This window comes from Psychrobacter sp. CX10, assembly GCF_057621575.2.
The window spans coordinates 3043110-3066621 of record NZ_CM177736.1; the positions used below are offsets into that span (position 1 = coordinate 3043110).

Sequence of the window (23512 nt, forward strand, 5' to 3'; positions counted from 1 at the left end):
CATTATAAATAAAAATATTATCAAACTGTTGTTCAAGGCCTTGTAGAACCGAACCAAACTTAAGGATTGACTGGATGAAAGATGGAACCATGCTACCGGTAGAAAATGCTAACCAAGCTTCAAATAGAAATCAGCTGGCGGCTACTGATAGAGAGCAAAAAAAATGGATTTATATACTCATTGGTTTGGGCTTATTAAGTTTTCTTAGCTTCCTCTATTTGGTTTATACCTTAACTAAGGTCACAGGGTACGTAAGTAACGTCAATCAGTTGGAAGTGTATTCCAATAACTTTGTTCGGCATGCTAATGAAGCTGTATTTTCAACGGACAATGAGAAAACCAAACGAGCACAGCAGCTGTTACAAGATGATATTCGCAACTACGATGAAGCGCTAAAATCAGTTCAAAACAACGCCCTGGACAACAAAACGGCTTATAAGGAATTAAGTGGACAGTGGGTAGATGTCAAAGCAGACTTAGATTATATAGTCGAAAACGGCTCCAAAATCGAGGCGTTAAACACCATGAATCAGCAGGTAATCTCTGCGATTGATTCTGTACAAGAGCTATATGGTACGGCGACCCGTCAAGCAGTAGCAGCCAACTTGTCAGCTAGCCAAATTGCCACCTTACAAAAACAGCTGGTGCGCTCAGAAAAAATTGGCAACGAAGTCAGTTTGTTAAATTCAGGCGCAAAAACATCGACCGCTGAGCTATTGCGCAATGTGTCCGCTTTTGAGCGTTCATTAGCCGATCAGCGCACAGTCTATCGTGATCGCCTGCCAGCACTTACCAGCATTGAAAGCTTATTTGAGAATGAAATAAAGCCTGCCATAGTGCAAATGGAAGAGTCCAGTATCCCTGCCTTGGGGTTACGTCAAAGGGCAAATACCATCAGTAACTTCTCCAAGACCACTCAAGACAGCCTGCGCCCTGTAAACCGAAATATCTTGCTGCGCCCTGGTATTATCATCCCCTCAATACTATTTTTGCTAAGTTTAATAGCCGCAGGCTATGTGTTATACCGTCTGTACAAAGCGAGCCGTGTTGCACAGCGGTTGTTAATAGAAAAAGACACGCTACGCCAGCGTGATGAGATGGAAATTGAGTTTCAAAGAGCACGTACGGTTCAGGCAGAAAATGAGCGTAACCAAAAAGCGATTTTAAAACTGCTTGATGAGCTTGAGCATTTGGCAGATGGTGATCTGACTGTAAATGCTACGGTTACAGAAGATATAACGGGTGCGATAGCAGACTCAGTGAACTATGCTATTGATCAATTACGTACTCTGGTCTCAGCGATTAATCATACGGCGTCAAATGTTGCTGACTCTTCTCAAAAGACTCAATTAACGGCCACCAATTTAGCAGATTCCTCCAAACAGCAGTCGCAAGAGATTACAGAAGTATCTACAGCTATTAGTAATATGGCATCCTCCATTCAACAAGTATCTTCAAATGCCGAAAAATCAGAATCAGTAGCGCAGCGTTCTGTAAAGATTGCACATAATGGGGCTGACGTGGTCCAGCGCTCTATTCAGGGCATGCACAGCATACGCAATCAAATTCAAGAAACTTCTAAACGCATTAAACGCTTAGGCGAGTCATCACAAGAGATTGGAGATATTGTTGGCCTTATTAATGATCTGGCGGACCAAACCAACGTATTGGCGTTGAATGCCGCGATTCAGGCATCCACGGCAGGCGATGCTGGTAGAGGGTTTGCCGTTGTTGCAGATGAAGTACAGCGCTTGGCCGAACGTTCTGCCAGTGCCACCAAACAAATAGAAACTTTGGTCAAAACCATTCAAGCAGACACCAATGAAGCTGTCATGTCTATGGAAGCCACCACTTCTGAGGTAGTACAGGGTGCAAAATTAGCAAAAGATGCAGGCGAGGCTCTAAAAGAGGTTCAACTGGTCTCTAATAACTTAGCCGAACTTGTTCAAGATATTTCAAGTGAGTCTAAACATCAAGCCAGTTCAGCAAATCAAATCTCTAATGCTATGGACATCATTCAAAGCATCACCTCAAAAACTACGGCTGGTACAATGGAAACAGCACGCTCGGTGGGTCAGTTGAATGATATGGCAGCTTCACTCCAACAGTCAGTTGCTGGTTTTAAAATAGGTCAGGATGCTACGCCGTCGTTAAAGGATCAATAATGAGCCCCTCTTCAAGTTTATTGCTGACATCCGATTGGATGTTCCCAATGATACAAGAGCAGCTATTAGAGCTGCGACCAGTGTTGCAAGACTCACCTGCTAGCATTGAATTTACTGATGTTACAGAAGAGTATGAGCATATCTCTGGGCTATTGTTTAGTGCTAAAGAAGACGATCTTGCACGCTTTGCCAAATTACTTGAAGTGATGGCACATAATATGGCAAGTGGTATGCTGGCGTTGTCTTATACAAAGACTATCCAAGAGTCGAGCGAGCATCTTCTATACCAGCTTACTCAGTATTATGAAGAAGGCAACTATCAAGTCGAAGACATTGAGCAGCATACAGTTAATCTGCAACATATTTTAAAGTCAGAGAATATCACTTATATATTCGATACTGATACTGATACCTATGATCATACTGTTTATAACGATGCTTCTAATGACAATCAAGACGATGCCAGCGACACTAGTTTTATAGACCCTAGTTTGATAAACAATAATTTCATAGATAATAATTTTATAAACAATGAGCATAAGAATAAATCACTATCGAGTTCATCCCATGATACGGCTTATGCAGATAGTGACAGTGACAGTGCAAGTGATGACAAACTTATAAGTGCTCGTTTAGATGAAGATATGACGCTCACCTCTAAGCCAACACAATGGGTTAAAACTCAGTATGAGCTTTTTAAAAATTCGTTAAATGAGGTGATCGTACCAGAGGACAATCATGATACGGATGACGAAATTAAAGAGATCTTTACTGAAGAGGCGCAAGAGGTCTTAGAAGCCATTAACTCGCTGTACGATCAATACCGAGAAGACGCTAATACGGACTCAGAGGATACGCTTCATTATTTAAAAGAGATACGACGTAATTTCCATACTCTCAAAGGCTCTGGGCGTATGGTGGGTGCCAATAGTTCAGGTGAGCTGGCTTGGGCAGTTGAGAATATGTTGAATCGCGTTTTAGATCAAAGTATTGGTTTGACCTCTGGTATTGAACAGCTCTTAGACGATGTCATTGCCGCCTATCCTACACTTATTGAAATCTACGAGCTTCAGAACCAATATCCACCAGAAGTCGCCATATGGATAGCTTGTGCCAATATTTATGCCAAAAAGCATCCTTATTATGATGAGAATAATGGCGCTGATTTCGATTACAATGTTATCGCTGATATGATCGCTGATGCAGAAGGTATTAACGAAATTAACATCGAAGGGGAGGCGTTAGCCGACGTTGAGACCTCGGATGAACATAGCTTAATCGTTGAAGAAGACATTTCAGATCAAGCGTCTATAGAATCAGAAACTGCGACTGTATCAAGACCTACCTTAGATTCGACTTTAGGCACAGATAAGCGCACTGATTACGAGGTGAGCGATCAGGCCGGCAATAACGCACAACAAATAGATCAAATAGATAACGAGGCTAGTATTTATGAGCCGTCAGATTATCAAACACCTGCTGACTCTCAAAATAATATAAATTATGAACATAATATATTTGATAGCGATAGCATTGAAGAAAAGATTGACGATAACGTGGACGAAAAGATAGACGATAGCGTTGACTATAGCGATGAATACAATGAACGTAAACGCGGCTATAACAATGATATTAGTAAAAATACTGCTATTGAAAGCGCTGCCAGTGAAAGCGATGTAAACGAGAGTTATACGCTTGTAGACTATGATGATGAGTATGAAAGCGTTCTTATAGATATGACAGATGCCAATGAGCGTCTAAAAGCAGCCACACATATTTATATTGAAAGCGCTCACCACGATATAGAAGAGGAGCTAAAACAGCTATTTATTGAAGAAGCGCATGAGCTACTTGAAGATATCGACAAGAGTTTGTCGAAGATATCATCGCAAGATACGGCATTTATAGATGATACTATGGTACGTGCTTTTCATACATTACGCGGTGCAGCAAGTAGCCAATCCCTAACAGCTATTAGTGAAATCAGCGCAACTGTCGAAAATGCGCTAGATAAGTTACAGAGAAACGATGCGCCTATGCAGGCGGGCCATATTCAAGCTGTACATCATTCTGTAGAGCTTATTAAGCATTATATCAATCATCATCTTGAGTCTGATTCTTCACTTCAAATCAAAGAAGATGTGGATGGATTGAGTCATGCATTCGACACCACCGATGATAGGGGCGCATTGCAAGAAGTTCCCTTTAATGCTAACGACTTGATTGACAACGAAGTCGATGATCTTCTTGATGCCCAATGGAATCTACAAGCTGCATTTTTGGGTAACGACGACGATGAAGTTATTCATTATGCAGCTAAATTACATGATCAATGCCAGATTTTGCTATCCCGTGTTGAAGGTGGACAAAAATTTGTTACTGTCTTAGAGGCGCTTGATCGTATTTATCAGCTCATTACTGATACACCTAAACTATCACAAAACCCTGTCGTGCTTGATGCACTTATTGAAGGACATGATCAGTTAACTGGACTGCTTGATGCACTAGCTGGCAGCATGACTCTTAAAGTTAATGATAATGTTATTGAGCGTCTGAATGCGATAGATAGCGATGATATTCTTATTGCAGAAACAGAAACAGAAACAGAAACAGAAACATCAAACACTATAAGCGGTAGTGCGATAACTCCGACAACAAAGGTTGAAGAAAAAGTCAATGCCATAGATTCAAACTTGATGTCAGAATTAGAGCCAGATAGTGACAATGATGACAATGATGCCAATGTGACAAATGCTGACAATACTGACAATACAGACGAAACAAACAAGATAGACGAAACAAACAAGATAGACGAAGCCGACTCAATTAATAAGACAAGGCCTACTGAAGAATCTGAACAACTCGTCGAAACTGAACTGATTACCAAAAAAGACCAAGAAGCCAAAAACGATCCATCACAGGATGTAGATTCAATTGACAAAGATGAGAATTTAGACTTTTCAAACCCAGTTAATATTGAGCTTATAGAGGCAGACCCGGAGCTATTACAAATATTTTTGGAAGAAGCTCAAGAAATCGATAACGAAGTTAGTCAGCAGCTGGCAACTTGGCAAACTGACCCTACAGACACTACGCTTATCAATAGCTTACAACGTAATCTACATACTATTAAGGGCGGCGCCCGTATGGCGGGTATCGATAGTATGGCTGAGCTTACTCATGAAGCCGAAACTATTTATGAGCTCATTCAAAAAGATGCCATAAAACCCGATACCAATTGGGTACAAGTATTGCAAACAGTACAAGACACGGTGGCCGCTCAAATTGAAACCTTAATAAATGATGGTCAGTCCTTCTTCGTACCAGATTTGATGACCGAGCTGCATAAGCTTTCAACGACAAGAACGCTCTCTGCTAAGCAAGTCAAACACTTTACTCAGATGGCTAAATCGGCGCCAGTCCAGTCGGATGTATCGGATGCAAATGTTAAACCAACCCATACAAGTGTTAGCTCTCCTGTTGACACTAATGCCACGGTTGATGACACAAATGCTTCTGTAGATAATGATAAGGAACGCTTAAAGCCTACTGTTGCAAGTACTGAGCCACAGTCAGTTAATGAGCTTGTCAAAGTCCCAAATGGTAACGACCGACATACTGACAGTAGCGATAACAGTTATAGCAGTGACAGTGAAAATACTGACTTAATGGACTCCTCTGAGCTAGAGTTTGATAGATTAAAAACAGAATCTTGGAAAGGTGTGATGCCTGATCCAGATATTGTTGCAATATTTATTGAAGAGGCGGATGAAATTCTTGAACGTATCAAAACCCAGTTTGATGCGCTTCAAAATACGGTACTCAATATAGACATTGAGGAAGATGACTCATTAGAAGCGAGCGAACCGCTTATACAGCTAACCCGAGAGCTGCATAATTTCAAAGGCGGAGCACGCATGATATTTGCTGATGCAACCGCTGATATTATCACTGCCTTAGAAGCGGCCTATAAGCATTTTATCAAACAGCCGGAAGGTTTATCGCAAGCGCTCCCTACTTTAGATCAAGCGCATCACTGGTTAATCCAAGCATTGTACCTAATCAAACATGGTATCAATCCACCAGTAGCAGATACATTAGATAACGAATTATCTGCATTAACCAAAGATTACCACGTAGACGCTCTAACAGTAGATGCTCAAACAACTACTGACTATTCGTTGAGAGCCTATACTGATGCTATTGAGCGTCATGAGCAGTGGCGTGAAGCCCGTTTAGGTCTGCGTGACATCAATGAGATGCCACCCCATATTATTGCGGCATCCAAAGCTGATAAGTCGGCCATGGTTAGCAATGAAGTCATCAGAGTTCCGTCAGATGTCATGGAGAATATGATCAGTTTGTCGGGCGAGTCTGTTGTGCATCGTTCACGTATCGAACTGGGTATGGGCAGCGTAACTAAAACTATTGATGAAATGGAATCAACCGTACAGCGTTTATCAGATCAGTTACGCCATATGGAGGTGGAGCTTGAGTCTCAGGTGCGCTCACAAATCAATGATAAATACTTACAAGCGCCAGATGGCTTTGATCCGCTTGAGATGGACCAGTATTCTATATTCAATCAGCTCTCTAAATCTTTGTCTGAGTCAGCTTCTGATTTATTGGATATTAAAACCACCCTCAGTGATAAAACACGAGACACCGAAAACCTGCTTTTACAACTCTCGCAATCGCAAACGGCGTTGCAAGAAGAGCTAATGACCTCGCGAATGATGCCCTTTACTCATATCGCTCCACGTTTACAGCGTACCGTACGTCAAACTGCAAATGAGCTTAATAAATCGGTAGAACTGGTGTTCATCAATGAACATGATGAGATTGATAGAACCCTTTTAGATCGTATTACGGCACCTATTGAGCATATGTTACGTAACTCAGTCGATCATGGTATCGAAACACCAGAGGTACGCGAACAACTGGGCAAGCCTAGTAAGGGTAGGATTGAACTGGCTGTCGAGCGAGAGGGCAATGAAATCATCATAACCTTGGATGATGACGGACAAGGAATTGATGTTGAATCGGTGCGCCGTAAAGCCGTTAGCCAAGGTCTAATAGGTAGTGACGAGAGTATAATTAGTGATTCAGAAATTATTCAATACATCTTCCATGCAGGACTGAGTACTGCAGATAGCTTGACGCAAATATCTGGACGCGGTGTGGGGATGGATGTTGTTTTAAGCGAAGTCCGTCAGTTAGGAGGTACAGTTTCAGCTCAATCTATATCAGGGGAGGGATCACGTTTTGTTATTAGATTGCCATTGACCATGGCGGTAACAGATGCCCTTGTGGTTCGTGTTGGAAATGAGAATTATGCAATACCGCTTATTCAAGTATCCCGTGTTGAACGTGTCAGTGTTAAGAGTTTGCTACGTTTTTATCAGTCAAACCAAAAAATGTTTGCGATTTTAGGTACCGAATACCGTTTGCGTTATCTAAATGAGATGTTGTCTGGTGTGCTTCCCAATGAGCTGTCTAACCATAAAAATACCAGCGTACCTGTCGTCATTATCAAGAACCAAACGGGACAAAATATAGCAATACAAGTTGATGAAATTATTGGCTCTAATATTGAGCTTGTGGTGAAGCCATTAGATCGTCCACTTCTGAACGTTAAAGGGTTTTCAGCTGCGACGATAACGGCAGATGGTACAGTTATGTTGATTCTTGACGTGTTAGATTTGATGCGTCATGTGCCGAGTAAAAAGACAGTACAAAACAACATAAAAAACCAGCAAAATATTCGACAGCAGCATAGTGGCAAACGGATTGTACCGCAGATTATGATTGTGGATGATTCGGTCACGGTACGCAAAGTGACGTCTCGATTATTAGAACGTCAAGGATACAAAACCATTACGGCTCGAGATGGCGTAGAAGCGCTAGAGCTATTACAAGGGTTAATGCCTGATCTGATGTTATTAGATATAGAGATGCCTCGCATGGATGGATTTGAGGTAGCCTGTCAAATTAGAAGTAATGACAATGACGCTTTGAAAAATTTGCCTATTATTATGATAACGTCACGTACTGGAGATAAACATCGCCAAAGAGCACTTGATATTGGAGTGAATCAATATATGGGTAAACCTTTCCAAGAAGCGCAGCTGATCAATGCCATTCAAGGCTTAATAAAGCAGAGATCCGGGGTGTAGAGTGGTTAAGCAACCCAATCATTCGCATGATGAGTCGTCTAATGCTACGCCCTTTGAGGACGCTAATGCTGTTCACAATCAAGTGGCGTACAAACAAATGGCACGCAAACAGACGGTTCAAAACCCAGCTGCTCAAGATAAGATCGGGCTACGAGTCATGGTAATTGCTGAAAGTGAGCATCAAAGGCAAGCCTTTAGCGATACTATTGAAAAGCTTGGTTTACAGTTGATAGCATGTCTTGAACCAGAAAATCTGATCGCTAATCAGGAACAATTTACCTATATTGCGGCAGATATATGGTTGGTCGATAGCCATTACGATGACACCCTCTATCAAGTATTAGAAGGCATACCACAGTCACTAATGCTGGTTGGATTTGATCAGGCGCCTAAGTTAAATGAAATTAATTTGTATGCAAAATGGCAACGCAAGCTCAAACGTAAAATAGGTAGTATGATCGATCTACCGGCGACTGCACAAAAGTCCATAGCATCTAAAAAGTTTAGACCCTGGGAATATGTCATATTACTGAGTGGTACACAAGATGATAGTGGTGCCATTAAAGCGTTTATGGATGCCTTACCAAGCACATTACCCATAGCAGTGCTTTTGGTACAAGATATACAGAGTCATGAGGTATATAGCTTGCCTCAGCATATTAGCCAGAATAATGAGTGGCAGAGCCAAGTTATATCATTATCACTGAATATTCAGGCTGGCTATTGCTATGTCTTGCCGCCCAATCAAAAAGTAGTTTTTGATTCAACAGGACGTGCTATTGTAAACACACCTGCAAAGGCTAAAGAGGAAAGTATCACTGAGATCTTTACCGTTGAAGCAGAGACATCTGAAACAACGCTACCTATAGAAGATGACGCCAACGAAGACACCTTGCAACTTTTAAATATGGCACAACTGATTGATAACTGTAGCGACGCTTTTGGTGAGCAGTTTATAAGCGTAGTTTTCCAAAACGTTGTTAGCACAGTAGACTTAAATAAAGCTAAGATTGAAGAAAATAATAGTCAGTTGTGGGTGCAAAATAGCCATAGCAATGCTGATAACACGAAGCATGAAAACGATATCTTTAATTATCAAGATACTAAGTCGAACATAACGGCGTTGAAATGGGTGAGGTGGTTTGAAGCACCTGCTGATTTAGCGCATCATCTACAAACGTTTATTCAAAATTAAATGAGATTAATATAGGTAGTTATATTTAGTTAGTAGCTATATTTAGTAGCTATATTTATTAAGAAGCTCTATTCATAGTAGTTGCATGACAAGTCAGCTGCAATACTTTAATACCTTATTATCCAGCTAATTAAGCGAGGCTGTCGTGAGTACAAATGACCAAACCAAAAATGAGTCTAAGCGCTTATTAACTGTTCATGCAGGTGCATTAAACATCACTATCATACCTGCGATCGATTCGCCGGACTGGGTACTTCCCTCAAGTATGATCGTTGACGTACAGTCGGACCCTATAAAAGAAAATGGGATACAGCACAGTACTGACACACAAAGCTATGTGACTGATGAATCTATAGCTAAAGACCTTATATCTAACAATCAGGTATCTAAGAACCAAGTATCTAAAAATCAGACCGCTAAAGAAGATGATCAAAAAGGTTCTGAAATAAAGCGCTATGTAAAATGGAACAATCATTCATTACCCATTTATTCGCTAGTACCTGATTACGGTGAAACCAACACATTGGTCGTCATTTCAAGTACAAAAGATCAAACGCCATTTGGGCTATTAATATATGGTGAACCTGAACTACGCCAATTGAGAATCGCTGATATTAACGATATTGAAGAAGATAGCTATAATATTGATTATCCATATGTGTCACAGGCCGTACAAATAGACAGTACCATCTATGTCGTGCCTGATATAGAGTCAATAACCAGTTATTTATTAGATGCTTAATAAATTATTAATAATAATGAGTAGATTATGTCCAATTTCTCTCGCAACAACATAACACGTGAAACACTTCTATTTAGACCTGATAGATGGTCAGCTGCAGTACGTGTATTCCACTGGGGGAGCGCCATATTGTTAGTCATCGTTTGGGCGATGATAATGATACATAAAAACTCTGATGGTTCCACTTTTATAGCGCTGCACAAGGCGTTTGGGGTGAGTTTGTTATTATGGATGATAGCGCGTGTCATCGTTAGAGTTATTAGCCAGTCTCCAACCCCCGTACCCATGCCGGGATGGCAAAGACTCATAGCACAAATATCGCACCTAATACTCTATGCATTATTGTTTGCAATGCCTATTACTGGCATATTAATGACTTGGTATGGCGGTCGTAGCATCGATATGTTTGGTCTGTTTGATTTACCCTCAATGCTTGCTACTGATAGAACACAAGCACGTTTTTTCAATGACATTCATACAGATGTTATTTGGCCGGCTATCGTTGCGTTTACTGTACTTCACATATTAGCCGCATTACAGCATCAGTTCATTAAAAAAGACAATATTCTTTCTAGGATGAAGTAGAGTAGGAAGATAGCGATACACGACAGCCCTTAAAATTGTTTTTTTAATACACAAAAAAGGAGCATAATGCTCCTTTTTTTAATAAATAAAGTATAGTCAGCGAAATACTGAACGGTTACTGTGTTAACCTCGTTAAGCCTACTATAGTAGTACTTGCACTCGGTTACCTTATAACCATTTTAGATTTTATTGACTATATTTGACATCTTATTATAACGATAGAGTCAAACGTTTATTTTTTGTCAGGCAGGTTAATATTCATCTCTAATACATCCAAATGATCTTCATGACGATGATTAATATTTACATCATCAATCTGTACACCATTCACATATTTATTAACCACTTCTAAAATCTCACGTTTCATCGTTTCAATTCGATCGTTAGTTAAACGCGAATTTAGCCGATTCTCACTGGCGACAATAACTTTAAGACGTTCCGTGGCCATGTTAGCACTGCCAGTCTGTTTGGTATCACCATTAAACCAGTTACTCCAAAATCCTTTTTTTCTAGACATGTCTAACCTCCGAACCAGCGTTGTAAGAAGCTTTTCTTCTTAACATCTATGTGACGTAAAGGTCTATCTTCCCCTAAAAAACGTGCCACGATATCATCATAACATTGTCCAGCAGGGGAGTCGCTTAAATGAATAACGGGTTCACCATGGTTTGATGCTTCAAGCACACTATTACTCTCAGGAATAACGCCTAATAAGGGCACTTTCAAAATATCGTTTGATATAGTATCAATGTCCATCATCTCGTTTGCAGCAGCACGTTCAGGATTATAGCGATTAATAACTAGATGCTCACGCACGGTTCCTGTACCTTCTTCGACCTTTTTAGTGCGACTTTGTAAGACACCAATGATACGATCAGAGTCACGTACTGATGAGATTTCTGGGTTGGTAACAATGAGCGCTTCATCCGCATGATACATTGCAAGCTGCGCACCACGTTCAATACCAGCAGGTGAGTCGCAAATAATATAATCAAATTGCTTGGATAACTCCTCCATAACTTCTGCGACACCTTCGTCTGTCAAAGCATCTTTATCTCGAGTTTGGCTCGCAGGTAAAATAAATAAGTTATCCAGTCGTTTATCTTTAACCAGTGCTTGAGAAAGACGCGCGTTACCAGAAATAACATCAACGAAGTCATAAACAATGCGGTTTTCACAACCCATCAATAGATCAAGGTTACGTAAGCCCACATCAAAATCAATGACAACTGTTTTATAACCACGTAAAGCCAGTCCTGCAGCAAATGATGCACTGGTTGTTGTTTTACCAACACCACCTTTACCAGAGGTAATTACAACGATCTTTGCCACTACGGCATACTCCTATAAGTCTAAATTATATTGTTTAAAATTTTAACGATGATATATAATGACACCCTTCATTATCAATTAATAATTCTCGGCGATGCCAATAATATATAACGGCCAATAGATGACATACAATATGTATTAAGCAAAATTAAACCGATTAATTACTATTACTTCACTACTATCTTCGTTAAAGTACACGGCATAGATTTAAGCTTGAATATAACTATTAGTACTTATTTACTAAACGTTTATACACCTTGCCCATACATATAGTAACCAAAATTATATGTTGTAAGGGTATCACATATGATTTTAAAGTAACAGTATCGGAATAACTCTCAACCAACGCCTCACAATTGCGACACTATTATAGTCAAATCTGAGTCTATAAGAGATAATGTAATTATGTTCCAAACCCCTGTTTGTGATGAGTAAGGTCGCCTAGGCGTCATTCATAATTTGAAAAACGAGACCTTGGCCTTCAACATATTTGACCTGAACGGACTTATCTAGCATTTCTTCAGGAATGCTGTCGCGTAAACAGTAAGTACCTGCAACAGAGACTAAAGAGGGATTAAAGCGTTGACAAAAAATTCGCGCATCTTTATCGCCTGTTGCACCCGCTACTAAACGACCACTGGCACGGCCATATATGTGCAGGTTATTGTCAGTGATAACTTCAGCACCGCTATTCACACTATTGGTTAGGATTAAATCACCGCCAACATGATTGATGCTTTGTCCTGAGCGCAGCATCTGATCATAGATCATGCTAACCAGCTCATCGCAGTGGGATAAATCAACAACTTCAGTAGCAATGTTATCAGTGTTGTCAGGCTCTAAATTTTTTGGCTGCTTAGTTGAAGTATCCTGAGACTCGCTTTGGGTTGGTGAGGTTTGATCGTTTTGTGTAATCTTTTTGGTGGGGCGGATACGTTCAATACGTTTGCCATCACCAGGGAAGATGGCCAAACGCATTGCTTTTGCGTCATCATCTAATATGCCTGTAACTACCCCAATTGGCTGTAAACCCCATGACCAGAATAGCTCAACCAGCTCGGGTAGGTTTTGTTCGATATCACTTTCGATAATGACAGGTATCTGACTGTTTTTATTACTCAGCATGGATTGTAGACTGTTTTCAATATCGTCTAAGTCATTAGTCTGAAGGAATATACGCGAAAAAGTCAGCATCTTGCCAAACATTTTGATTGCAGGGGTAGCATCATTGACAGCTGTCATTAATAATCCTTTAAATTTGATATCAAACTACGGTTCGCTTTGGTTTATAAAGACAAGAGTATCAATATACGTATCATAGGTCTAGTCACAAAATTACTATTTTTTCAAAAACTTACAACCACTCAAAACCTCAGATGTTCATGATGTTTCCACTGTTGAACCTTAACTTGTTCTTCAAACGCAGTCAGACCATCGTCAATAATGCTCGATACCAGTGAGTCTAGCTCTGGATTTTCAAGATTGATATTAGCAATAGTACTCGCTATTTCATCCATGATGAGCTCAGTTATCTCAGGTTGAGTCAAGTGACCTAATGCCGCCTTGGTGGTTTGCTCAGCAATATTATGACTGATGGTATGCAATTGATTTTCTATCATGCTGCCAGCGATTGGAATAAGGCGCAAATAACGTCTTAATTCTGGAGTATTATCGAGTGCCTCTTCAATCGCTTCACCCATTTTTGACGACAATTCATCTGCAGCTTTGCCATTGCCTAATTGCTGAATATGCTGGGACACTTCTTGCTTTAACATGGAGGAAATCATGGCTTGAATCTTGGGACGATTTTTATTAAATGTCTCCTCAATAAAACGCTGATTGGCCTGTTCATCCGCAAATTGCTGACGAAGGTTACCTGTTGCAGTCAAAATCACCCGATCAGATAATTCTTCAAAAACAACATCATAATAAAACTTGCCTTTTTCAATCCATTTCTGCGGCAATACCTTATAGCCTAGCTGATAGAGTTTTCGGCCGATAAAAAAGGCACGCAATAGCCGTAAAGCTCTAAGCTGTGGAAAGCAGCCTAGCACTTCATACCAGTGTGCGAATGGAAAGAAGAACCAACGGGAATAATCTTTACGAATGATAGACAGTAGCCAGCGCAATGTCAGCTCGACAATCAAAAATATAGTAAAAAAGCCGCCTAACACCCGTAGCGGATTATGCAAATGATCAACATAATAAGTTAAATAAGAGGTCAGGTTGAGCCACTCAGCAACCTGCGCCATAAACTTACTCATCAAGAGCAAATCAAGACTTATGATAAATAAATCAATGACAATCACGATGAGCATGATGATGTCATACAGTAGTGACAGCTTAACCGCTGTTTTACTTCTTAAAGGCGATTGCTCATTATGATTGCCCTCATATAAGCTAGTTGTTAGGTGTGGGTCATTAATAGGGGTGTTCGGATCGCCCATACGGTTACTTAACCTTGTAATTTAAAGTTCATTCTTAATTTAATAACAGTCTAATGATAAAACGAAATCTATTTTAGAATGCCCATTGACCCTTAGCAAGCTCAGTGTGAATACTAGCAGACTTATGGTACTAGCAAGATTACGATACTAGCTGGCTTACAATATTGCCGAATTCTCAAAATCTGCTTTCATTTGTGTAATTAACTTATCTTTTTCTGTCCATAGCTCATCAAGCCAGCTATACATCATCTGTTTAATAGAGTCATCGTTATTATAATCACCATCCTCAATCGCATTAAATAGCTCTTGTGGGATTTCAATGCGTCTTAAATTAATGCCTAGCCGTTTTATATTACCTTTCCACAAATCGGTGTAAGAAGGATTGCCATCTGGATAGACAATGGTCATGTCTAAAATACCATCTATCTGAGGACCTAGGGCTTGGATAGCAAGAGATATGCCACCTGCTCTTGGTTTTAATAAGTGCTTAAAAGGGGAGTTTTGCGCTTTGCTTTTAGCAGGCGTATAGCGAGTTCCTTCGAGGTAGTTTAATAGAGCAAAGGGTTTGTCTTTTAACAATTCGCAAGCACGTTTTGCTTCTAAGATGTCCCGATCTTTTAAGCTTGGATTTTCAGCGATTTCTTTTTTAGTGTGCCGCTTCATCATGGGAAAGTCTAAAAAATAAAATGCTTGTCCAATAAATGGAATATAAATCAGATTATATTTGGTAAAAAAGCGGGTTAGAGGCAGACGGTCTTGACTAATGTACTGAATAATACTGGTATCTACCCACGTTAAATGATTACTGATTAACAAATATTGTTTGTCTTCGGATAAATCATCAGGCATCTCAATACGCCAATCTTTTTCAGGCAAAACGTTATCGATGAGCTTGTTGTTAGTTTGGATCCAATGCTTAGCTATTTTTATGACCGTTTTGTCAGCAACGCTAACCCCCGTCGCGACTTTGGTCATTCCCATTAGCCATAACGGTAAACCAACAACTAGGGTGTTAGCACCAATCACACCTGCTGCCGTAGCAAAAGATGTCGCTTTACCAAATAAGGGTGCTTTGTTATGTAGACGTTGATAGATTTTTTTAATTTTCATAGGTCACCGCAGTAGTCAGTTTGAAGATGGAGAATAAATGGGATAGAGGGTTTAATAATGATTAAAAGTTATTATAAATTACTATTTTTAAGGTTTGATTCTTATTGTTAAAACTATCAATTCACGTGGGGTTAAGTTTTGCAAATAAGTTATAAGCTATTAAATGATATAAATAACGATTGTTATTAGTTTACAATTGTAAACCAAGGGTTGATAAAATAACAATCATTTATATTAGTCATCTTTTAATTATAATTTCTTTTAAACTGTTTTTAACTCATTAAAAACATTGCGATAAACACTATTAATAAATCTTTATTCTTAAATTTAGGTTGACCCAGTCTAAATATAGCTAATACAGCAAACCCACAAATTATTACACATAGACAAATATCAATAGGCATAATGATTAATGAATTATTTGTAAGATTTTATATAAATCCTTTCTATATCTATGATTAAGTATATACGATCTAGTTATCAAGACTTTTACAATAACATCATTATTTTAGACAACAACATTGAACAACACTACCCTTAGTTCAGTTTGATTTGTCAAATTTAGAAATAAGTGATGATTTACAATAAAAGAGCTTGCATAACTTTTTATAAAGTTAGATTTAGTTAGATTTAGAAAGTTAAGTAAATTAACTATTATTAAGGACTCATAATTATGAAAAATAAATTAATGATTGCTACTTTAGCTTCTGGTCTTGCACTAGCAGGTTGTACAACTGATCCAAATACAGGCGAACAACGTATAAATAAAGGTGTATTGGGTGCATTGGGCGGCGCAGCTGCTGGTGCAGGTATTTCTAAAGCAACTGGTGGCGAAAAAACAGGTCGTGATGCTGCTATTGGCGCTGTACTTGGTGGCGCTGTTGGTACATATATGGAAAGACAGCAAAGACAACTTGAGCAGGATATGGCGGGTACTGGTGTCGAAGTAGAGCATGATGGTCAAGGTAATATTGACTTAATTATGCCAGGTAATATTACCTTTGCTCACGATAGCACGAATATTAACGGTTCATTTTATAATACCCTTAACAAACTTTCTAATACATTAAACGAGTATAACCAAACTACCGTTACCGTAATGGGTCATACAGATAGTACTGGTAACCCATCTTATAACCAAGATTTATCACAGCGCCGTGCACAATCTGTGGCTAACTACTTGATGAATCAAGGTGTGTCACGTAGCCGCATCCAAACTATGGGCTTTGGTCAAAATCAACCAATCGCTTCTAACAGTACTGCGGACGGTAGAATGCAGAATCGCCGTGTTGAAATTAAATTAAATGCGCCACAAAACTTAAGATAATTTTAACATTGGTTTATACTTATAAATTCAGTATATTTCAATACCCAGTCTAAAAGCTATGTTTAGTTTAGTTTAGTTTAGTTTAGCTTAAGATTAGGCTTAGTTCATATTGAACCGATTAAACTTAATTAGCAGATATATTTTAGTTATATTTTGAAATGTACTTGTTCTAAACAAAATTGTTATTTTTAAATATGAGTCAATAAAAAGACCAGCTTTCTGCTGGTCTTTTTTTATGTTAAATTTTTATTGATAATGGTTATCAATAAGATTATACTTCTCATAACCATTAAAACATTATGGGCTTATTAATAGCTTGTTCCTACAATTGAGAATAGTACACAAAAGAGAATAGTATATGGCATCAACAATTTCAAAACCTATAATCAGATCAAAATTAACAACAGCAATAATATTAGCAGTGCTTGGACCATTCGCTTTATCAAGCTGTACTAAATCGGATGAGAAAGAAGGCACGACAGCCACTGAAACGGCTGATGTCACCTCTTATACCGAAACTACAGCGACTACTGCTAATGATTATGATAAAGCCTCAGTAGAAAAGTTGTTGATCAGTTATGCTGATATGGCTCAAGCAGGTTATGAAGATTCATTGAGTGAAGCCAAAGAGTTACAAGCTGCGATTGATGCCTTTGTAGCAGCACCGACAGAAGCTAATTTGTCTGCTGCTAAAGCTGCATACAAAGCTGCTCGTCAGCCATATTCTCAGACCGAAGTTTTTCGTTTTGATGAAGGGTTTGTTAGTGAAAACGATAACCGTGTTATAGGTAGCGTTGATGGCTGGGAAGGTCAAGTTAATGCCTGGCCACTCGATGAAGCACTAATTGATTATGTGTCTGATGACTATGCTGGCGAGTACAATATCAAAGACAATATCATTAATTCAGATGTTATCACTGTCGGTAGTGTTGAGCAAGACACCACCAATTTAACCCCTGAAATGTTAGCTGAAATGAATGAGATTGGCGGTAGCGAAGCTAATGTCACCACTGGTTATCATGCTATAGAGTTTCTGCTTTGGGGCCAAGATACAAATGGTGTTGGTGAAGGGGCAGGTAATAGACCAGTTACTGACTATAAGACAGACGAGAACTGTACAAGTGGCGAAGGCAATTCTGTTGATCCTGCTATTTGTCAAAAGCGTGGCGCGTATTTACAAGCCGCCGCACAGCTTTTAGTAAATGACTTAGAAGACATGGTGGCTGAATGGCAGCCAAATTCTGAAAATACCTTACGTAGTGATTTAATGGCACGTGTCGGCGATAATGCAGTTCGTCAACTATTTTATCAAATGGGTAGCCTCGCTTTAGGTGAACTTGCGTCAGAGCGTATGCAGGTAGCTTTTGTCACAGGGTCAACAGAAGATGAGCACGAATGTTTTAGTGATTTAACGCATTTAAGCTATGCCAATAATGCTCGTGGTATTGATAATATATTCCATGGTCAATACCAAACTGTTTCTGGTGATAATGTTGGCGGCTATGGCATTAAACAATTCTTGATAGATGCAGGTGAATCTGAGTCTGCACAGAACCTGGAAGCTGAGTTTGATAAAGTAGAGTCAAGCTTTAGTACTATTGTTGATCAAGCAGAAAACAATGGCATTAAAGTGGATCAAATGATTGCGACAGGTAGTCAAGCAGCGACAATGAATGTCTCAGCAGATGAGCAAGCCACTCGCCGTGCATGGATTGAATCCGCTATTAATGATCTTAAATCATTAACAGGAGCGCTCGAGCAAGCTGCTAAATCAATTGGTATTGATAATCTAGATGCTGATACAGGGTCACAGTTTTAATCGTATAGTTTTAATAGTATTTTAAAATTTAAGTATTTATAAATAGATAATAAATGAAACGACAGCGTTGATAATCGTTTATTAACTAAAGTTTGAAGAAAAGAATGGATAGATTTTATAGTTATCCTAGGAGTAATGGTTCTAGGATACACATTGAGTTTAAGTGAATATAAGACACGTTACCAGTGTATAGCTGGTAACGTTTTTTTGTTTAGTAAACTGTGCATAACTGACTAATTTGCATAACTGACTAATGCTCATAACCCACTAATTAGTTACGCTGTATAAAGGGCAACAAAATGACATATCCTCATAGCGAGCATCATCGAAATGAGCACCAAGCAAGTGATAGTGACGCATCAAAAGTGTCTGTAAAGCGATGTTCAAACAAAACGTTATTAGCATTGTTAGTGATGGTCTTAATTGGCTGTCAGCCCAGTGAAGACGCAAATATTGCTAAGCAAGAAATTAATAAGACTGAAAATAGCATGAGCGATATGCAGCAGCAGATTGAGTCACTTGCAGGTGTCCCTTATGATCAGCTTGTGGATTTTGATCCACAAGAGATCAAACAAGGCGGCGATACCGGAATCAATATAACCTCAACTGAAAGCTACTCCAAGCCATCTTCTAATATTACTCCGTCACGTAAAGGTGACTTCTTCATTGGGAATGCATTTTTTAAACAGCCTTGGGTAGTCGCACCTTCAAGCACAGATAGTCGCGATGGCCTTGGTGCTTTATTTAATGTAGCCGCTTGTCAATCGTGTCATATTAAAGACGGTCGCGGGCATGCGCCTATCAATGCAGAAGATAGCGCAGACAGTTTGCTGATACGCTTAGCTATGCCAGCTACCACCTCTGAGCTTCAACAAGCGCTGCAAAACTCTGAAATTGAAAAAGTACCCCACCCCGTATATGGTGGACAGCTACAAGATCGAGGTATCCAAGGCGTGCCAGCTGAAGCTAAAATAGCTGTAACCTGGCATGATGAATCCGTTACATTCGACGATGGTCATGTGGTGACGCTACGTCGACCAGATCTTCAATTAAAAAATCCTGGCTATGGCGCCTTTGATGATGCGCTTATGGTGTCGCCAAGAGTTGCACTGCCTATGCTTGGCCTAGGGCTACTTGAGTACATACCTGATGAGGCAGTTAAAGGTCAAGCGGATGAAAATGACGGAAATAAAGACGGCATTAGTGGCAAATACAACTGGGTTATTGACCCTCAGACAGGTCAAAAAGCATTGGGACGATTTGGCTGGAAAGCGGGTCAAACCCGTCTGCTGACCCAGAATATGAGTGCTTTTAATGAGGATATGGGGCTGACATCACGTATCCGGCCCATAGAGTCTTGCACCAAAAACCAACCTGAATGCTTAGCTGCGCCTACCGGTGCAGATGATCAAGGTGATGGAAAGCCACCGGTTGAAGTTAGTGATGAAGTCGCAAGATTTGTCGAATTTTATACCAAAAATTTAGCAGTTCCGAACCGGCGCAATGCAGATGATAAAATAGTTTTAGCGGGTAAAAAACGCTTTTATAACATGGGGTGTCAGGAGTGTCATACACCGCGTTATCAGTTACCTAAAGGTCAAGATGATAATTTAGAGCAGCATGGTCAAGTCATTTATCCTTATACTGATTTATTACTACACGATATGGGTGAGGACTTAGCGGATCGTACTATTTCTGGAAAAGTTGCACCAAAAGATATGCAAGTAGAGTTTTTGGCAACGTCTCATGAGTGGCGCACGCCTGCTTTGTGGGGCATTGGTTTGGCTAAAACCGTCGACTCCCAAGCAACTTTCTTGCACGATGGACGTGCACGTACGCTTATGGAAGCGGTATTATGGCATGGCGGTGAGGCTGAGCCTCATAAGCAACAAGTATTAAGCCTAGATGAACAAGGCCGCAGTGAATTAGAAGCGTTCTTACAGTCATTATAGTTTTTAAATCCATGTAAATTAAGAACAGTAAGCGCTGCTAATATCATTATTCGCTAATCAAAAAATATGTGCTGACTTTAATATTAGGGTCTGTTGCACATTCAAATATCAGACAACTTATTAAGATTAATGACTAAACAATATCGATAACTTTGGGAATATTATGAAAAAACATCAACTGGCTGCGATGCTTCTATCTGCTGTAAGTGCAGGCGTGCTAATCAGCTGTAGCAAACCAAACGATGACGTACAAAATACAGCGACTGATTCTGAGCCTAAGGAGAAGCTTGTATCTGAAGCGTCAGACAAGAGTAATCAGGTTCAGGCGATTGATATAGCGCCAGATACTGCCGAGCAGTACGCCAAACATATTACAGATACTCAAATAGTAAACGTTTATAAAGATGTGGTCGCTCAAAGCCGTAAGCTTAATGAGCTGGCTATCAAACAGTGTGCAACTAGCAGTACAGTGGAGCAACAGTCGTTGCAACAGCTTAGAGAGCAATGGCTATATCTTGCAAAAGCTTGGGCGCGTGCTGAGATTGTAAACTTTGGCCCTGCAATGGATAGCATGAGCAATCTTTATATTAATTATTACCCTGATGAGCGTGGGCTTATCCATCAAGGGGTGATCGATTTAATAGAGGCTAACCCAGGTCTAACAGCTAAGCAGTTGGCATCTGAAAGTGCTATTGTACAAGGTATTCCAGGGTTAGAAGAGGTGCTTTATAGTAATGATACATTAAATGAAGCACAGTGTCAGTACGTGCAGAGCGCTAGTGAAGCACTTACCATCCGTTTAGAAAGCGTATTACAAGCTTGGGAAGAGCAACCTGAACTGTTATTAGGCATACAAGAAGGTAGTCATAAAAAGGGGATGAATTATTGGATTAATTCTATCTTATCATTGGTAGAAACCACCAAAAGTAGATCGCTGGATCAACCGCTTGGCTTAACAGGTAATAAAAAAGGACATCTTCCCGCCCAAGCTGCAGGTCAAAGTCGAGAGATTATTACCGCTAAGGTAGCGGCGTTGAATAAAGCACTGACTGACGTTAAGCTTGTTACTATTTTAAATGAAGGCGGACAAGACACCGTGGCTGATGAGTTATCTACCGTCTTAGCAGAAACGTCTGCTTTATTAGCGCAAATGCCAGAAGATATTGCTACTGACACACCAGATAATCAAAAAACTTTATATGATAAGCTAACTAAGCTTACTCAAGTTATAAAACACCAATTAATGCCAGCGCTTGGGGTACAAGTAGGGTTCAACAGTACGGATGGCGATTAATGATGCGTATTGAAACTAATGTGATTAAAGCCAGCGCTAAAACATTGGTGCTATCTAGTCTAGGCACAATTGCTTTAGTGGGTGCGCATCACTTGGGACGAAAGCAGTATAATCCCGATGTCAGTCTACTTGATTACCTACAGGGCGTTAAGCATAAGCTGGGTATGAATGAAGCGTCTGAGTCTCAGGTGTTTGATCACGCTAATAAACATCCATACCACCAGTCAGTCTCCTCTAATCCACCTTCTATTAAATTACCTGACTGGATAAGTGGGGTTGCTGACATAGAGACCAATGACTTTGCTGTGGTTGCAATTAATGATGCACGTCAAATTATTTGGCAAACCACGATGCCCGAGCGTGTTCATGATATATTGATCCAGCCAAAACCTAAGTCAAAGCCACAGCTGACTGGATCCGTATTGAAACAAAATCGTCATGTCGCAGTGATGGGGCGTCGACCGAGTGAGTGTTTTTGGATATTAGATGTTCAAACGGGAGATATTATTCATCGTATCTTGGCACGAAAAGACCGACATTTTTATGGGCATGCCTGTTATAGCATGGCAGGGAGCTTGTTATATGTCACTGAGAATAATACCACCGATTTTAATGGTGTTATTGGTGTCTATGATGTGCAAGATAATTACCGCAAGGTTGATGAGTTTGCAGCGCATGGTATTGGGCCACATGAGCTTTTGATGCACACTGATGGCGAAACACTAGTCATTGCCAATGGCGGTATCAAAACAGAAAGGGCTTCTCGTGAAGAGCTAAATTTAGACAGTATGCAGCCATCGCTGGTATATCTAAATCGTCATAATGGTGAGTTGCTAGAACAAATATACCCAGAACATAATCAGATGAGTGTGCGTCATTTAGCAATGCATGAAGATGGCACTGTGATAGTGGCCATACAGTTTCAAGGTGAACGCTATCTTAGTGTGCCTATGGTATTGACTCATCGACGCGGCGAGGCTGAGCTAAATCCATTGCAGATACCTACTACGGATAACAAAGGTTGGCATCGATTCCATCACTATATCGCCAGTGTCGCAGTAGAATCGACTGCTAATCTTGTTTGCGTGACCAGTCCGATAGGTGGCTGTGCGGCTATTTTTGACTTGAGCACTCGACAGTTGGTTGATGAAACAGACTTAGCAGATTGTGCAGGGGTTGCTGTTTTTGATACAAGTCTGAATAAGAGTGAAAACAAAGAAGCACCACAGTTCATAGTTAGTGATGGGCAGGGGTATTTAACGCAGTTAAGCTGTGATATGTCGGCAAAATCTCCTAGTATCCAAGCAGATAAATTTCATCAACCTTACGCTTTTGATAATCATCTCAATACTGTACTAAGCTAGAGCG

The 23512-nt window shown here is 39.9% G+C and carries 15 protein-coding genes; 10 read left to right on the forward strand and 5 right to left on the reverse strand.

Annotated elements, in window-relative coordinates; translation table 11 throughout:
- Positions 1-74: 74 nt before the first annotated feature.
- The 5 genes from AC21OH_RS12340 (at position 75) to AC21OH_RS12360 (ending at position 10863) form a co-directional block, all read left to right on the forward strand.
- Entirely contained in the window at positions 75-2165 is a 2091-nt protein-coding gene (locus AC21OH_RS12340) for a methyl-accepting chemotaxis protein (RefSeq protein WP_486536626.1), read from the forward strand.
- Complete coding sequence (locus AC21OH_RS12345; RefSeq protein ID WP_487371122.1) at positions 2165-8341, forward strand: hybrid sensor histidine kinase/response regulator; 6177 nt, start codon at positions 2165-2167, stop codon at positions 8339-8341. Before AC21OH_RS12340 ends, AC21OH_RS12345 begins: the two co-directional genes overlap by 1 nt.
- A gap of 1 nt (position 8342) precedes the next feature.
- Positions 8343-9536 carry a chemotaxis protein CheB gene (locus tag AC21OH_RS12350; RefSeq protein ID WP_487371123.1) on the forward strand — a complete coding sequence of 398 codons (1194 nt, stop codon included), beginning with the start codon at positions 8343-8345 and terminating at the stop codon, positions 9534-9536.
- Positions 9537-9681: 145 nt separating this feature from the next.
- Complete coding sequence (locus AC21OH_RS12355; RefSeq protein ID WP_487371124.1) at positions 9682-10278, forward strand: hypothetical protein; 597 nt, start codon at positions 9682-9684, stop codon at positions 10276-10278.
- Positions 10279-10305: 27 nt separating this feature from the next.
- Positions 10306-10863, forward strand: coding sequence for a cytochrome b (locus AC21OH_RS12360; RefSeq protein ID WP_487371125.1), 558 nt, complete (start codon positions 10306-10308; stop codon positions 10861-10863).
- A gap of 232 nt (positions 10864-11095) precedes the next feature.
- Here the strand turns inward: AC21OH_RS12360 and minE are convergent, their stop codons facing one another.
- The 5 genes from minE to yihG form a co-directional block, all read right to left on the reverse strand.
- Positions 11096-11380 (reverse strand): cell division topological specificity factor MinE, encoded by a 285-nt coding sequence (gene minE / locus AC21OH_RS12365; RefSeq protein WP_486536631.1) that lies wholly within the window; start codon positions 11378-11380, stop codon positions 11096-11098.
- Positions 11381-11382: 2 nt separating this feature from the next.
- Positions 11383-12195, reverse strand: a complete 813-nt coding sequence (gene minD / locus AC21OH_RS12370) for a septum site-determining protein MinD (RefSeq protein WP_486536632.1) — start codon at positions 12193-12195, stop codon at positions 11383-11385.
- A 441-nt stretch (positions 12196-12636) separates the two neighbouring features.
- A complete protein-coding gene (gene minC / locus AC21OH_RS12375) occupies positions 12637-13437 on the reverse strand; it encodes a septum site-determining protein MinC (RefSeq protein WP_487371126.1) in 801 nt (266 codons plus the stop codon).
- Between the two features lie 122 nt (positions 13438-13559).
- On the reverse strand, positions 13560-14642 hold the full coding sequence (locus tag AC21OH_RS12380; RefSeq protein ID WP_487371127.1) for a hypothetical protein: 1083 nt from the start codon (positions 14640-14642) through the stop codon (positions 13560-13562).
- A 156-nt stretch (positions 14643-14798) separates the two neighbouring features.
- A complete protein-coding gene (gene yihG, locus AC21OH_RS12385; protein WP_487371128.1) occupies positions 14799-15752 on the reverse strand; it encodes a 1-acylglycerol-3-phosphate O-acyltransferase, YihG family in 954 nt (317 codons plus the stop codon).
- 673 nt (positions 15753-16425) lie between these two features.
- On the opposite strand from yihG, the gene AC21OH_RS12390 reads away from it, so the two are divergent.
- From AC21OH_RS12390 to AC21OH_RS12410, 5 genes are all read left to right on the forward strand, one after another.
- Entirely contained in the window at positions 16426-17079 is a 654-nt protein-coding gene (locus AC21OH_RS12390) for a YiaD family glycine zipper/OmpA-like lipoprotein (RefSeq protein WP_486536636.1), read from the forward strand.
- 358 nt (positions 17080-17437) lie between these two features.
- Entirely contained in the window at positions 17438-18898 is a 1461-nt protein-coding gene (locus tag AC21OH_RS12395; protein WP_487371396.1) for an imelysin family protein, read from the forward strand.
- A gap of 299 nt (positions 18899-19197) precedes the next feature.
- Positions 19198-20850 carry a di-heme oxidoreductase family protein gene (locus tag AC21OH_RS12400; protein ID WP_487371395.1) on the forward strand — a complete coding sequence of 551 codons (1653 nt, stop codon included), beginning with the start codon at positions 19198-19200 and terminating at the stop codon, positions 20848-20850.
- A gap of 163 nt (positions 20851-21013) precedes the next feature.
- On the forward strand, positions 21014-22144 hold the full coding sequence (locus AC21OH_RS12405; protein WP_487371394.1) for an imelysin family protein: 1131 nt from the start codon (positions 21014-21016) through the stop codon (positions 22142-22144).
- Positions 22144-23508 carry a DUF1513 domain-containing protein gene (locus AC21OH_RS12410; protein ID WP_487371393.1) on the forward strand — a complete coding sequence of 455 codons (1365 nt, stop codon included), beginning with the start codon at positions 22144-22146 and terminating at the stop codon, positions 23506-23508. The genes AC21OH_RS12405 and AC21OH_RS12410 overlap by 1 nt, the downstream gene beginning before the upstream one ends.
- Positions 23509-23512: the final 4 nt, after the last annotated feature.

Excerpts from the sequence above, each read along its gene's own strand:
- AC21OH_RS12340 (WP_486536626.1), top strand. The coding sequence starts at position 75 with ATGAAAGATGGAACCATGCTACCGGTAGAAAATGCTAACCAAGCTTCA.
- AC21OH_RS12345 (WP_487371122.1), top strand. The coding sequence starts at position 2,165 with ATGAGCCCCTCTTCAAGTTTATTGCTGACATCCGATTGGATGTTCCCA.
- AC21OH_RS12360 (WP_487371125.1), top strand. The coding sequence starts at position 10,306 with ATGTCCAATTTCTCTCGCAACAACATAACACGTGAAACACTTCTATTT.
- minE (WP_486536631.1), bottom strand. The coding sequence starts at position 11,380 with ATGTCTAGAAAAAAAGGATTTTGGAGTAACTGGTTTAATGGTGATACC.
- minC (WP_487371126.1), bottom strand. The coding sequence starts at position 13,437 with ATGACAGCTGTCAATGATGCTACCCCTGCAATCAAAATGTTTGGCAAG.
- AC21OH_RS12380 (WP_487371127.1), bottom strand. The coding sequence starts at position 14,642 with ATGGGCGATCCGAACACCCCTATTAATGACCCACACCTAACAACTAGC.
- yihG (WP_487371128.1), bottom strand. The coding sequence starts at position 15,752 with ATGAAAATTAAAAAAATCTATCAACGTCTACATAACAAAGCACCCTTA.
- AC21OH_RS12390 (WP_486536636.1), top strand. The coding sequence starts at position 16,426 with ATGAAAAATAAATTAATGATTGCTACTTTAGCTTCTGGTCTTGCACTA.
- AC21OH_RS12395 (WP_487371396.1), top strand. The coding sequence starts at position 17,438 with ATGGCATCAACAATTTCAAAACCTATAATCAGATCAAAATTAACAACA.
- AC21OH_RS12400 (WP_487371395.1), top strand. The coding sequence starts at position 19,198 with ATGACATATCCTCATAGCGAGCATCATCGAAATGAGCACCAAGCAAGT.
- AC21OH_RS12405 (WP_487371394.1), top strand. The coding sequence starts at position 21,014 with ATGAAAAAACATCAACTGGCTGCGATGCTTCTATCTGCTGTAAGTGCA.
- AC21OH_RS12410 (WP_487371393.1), top strand. The coding sequence starts at position 22,144 with ATGATGCGTATTGAAACTAATGTGATTAAAGCCAGCGCTAAAACATTG.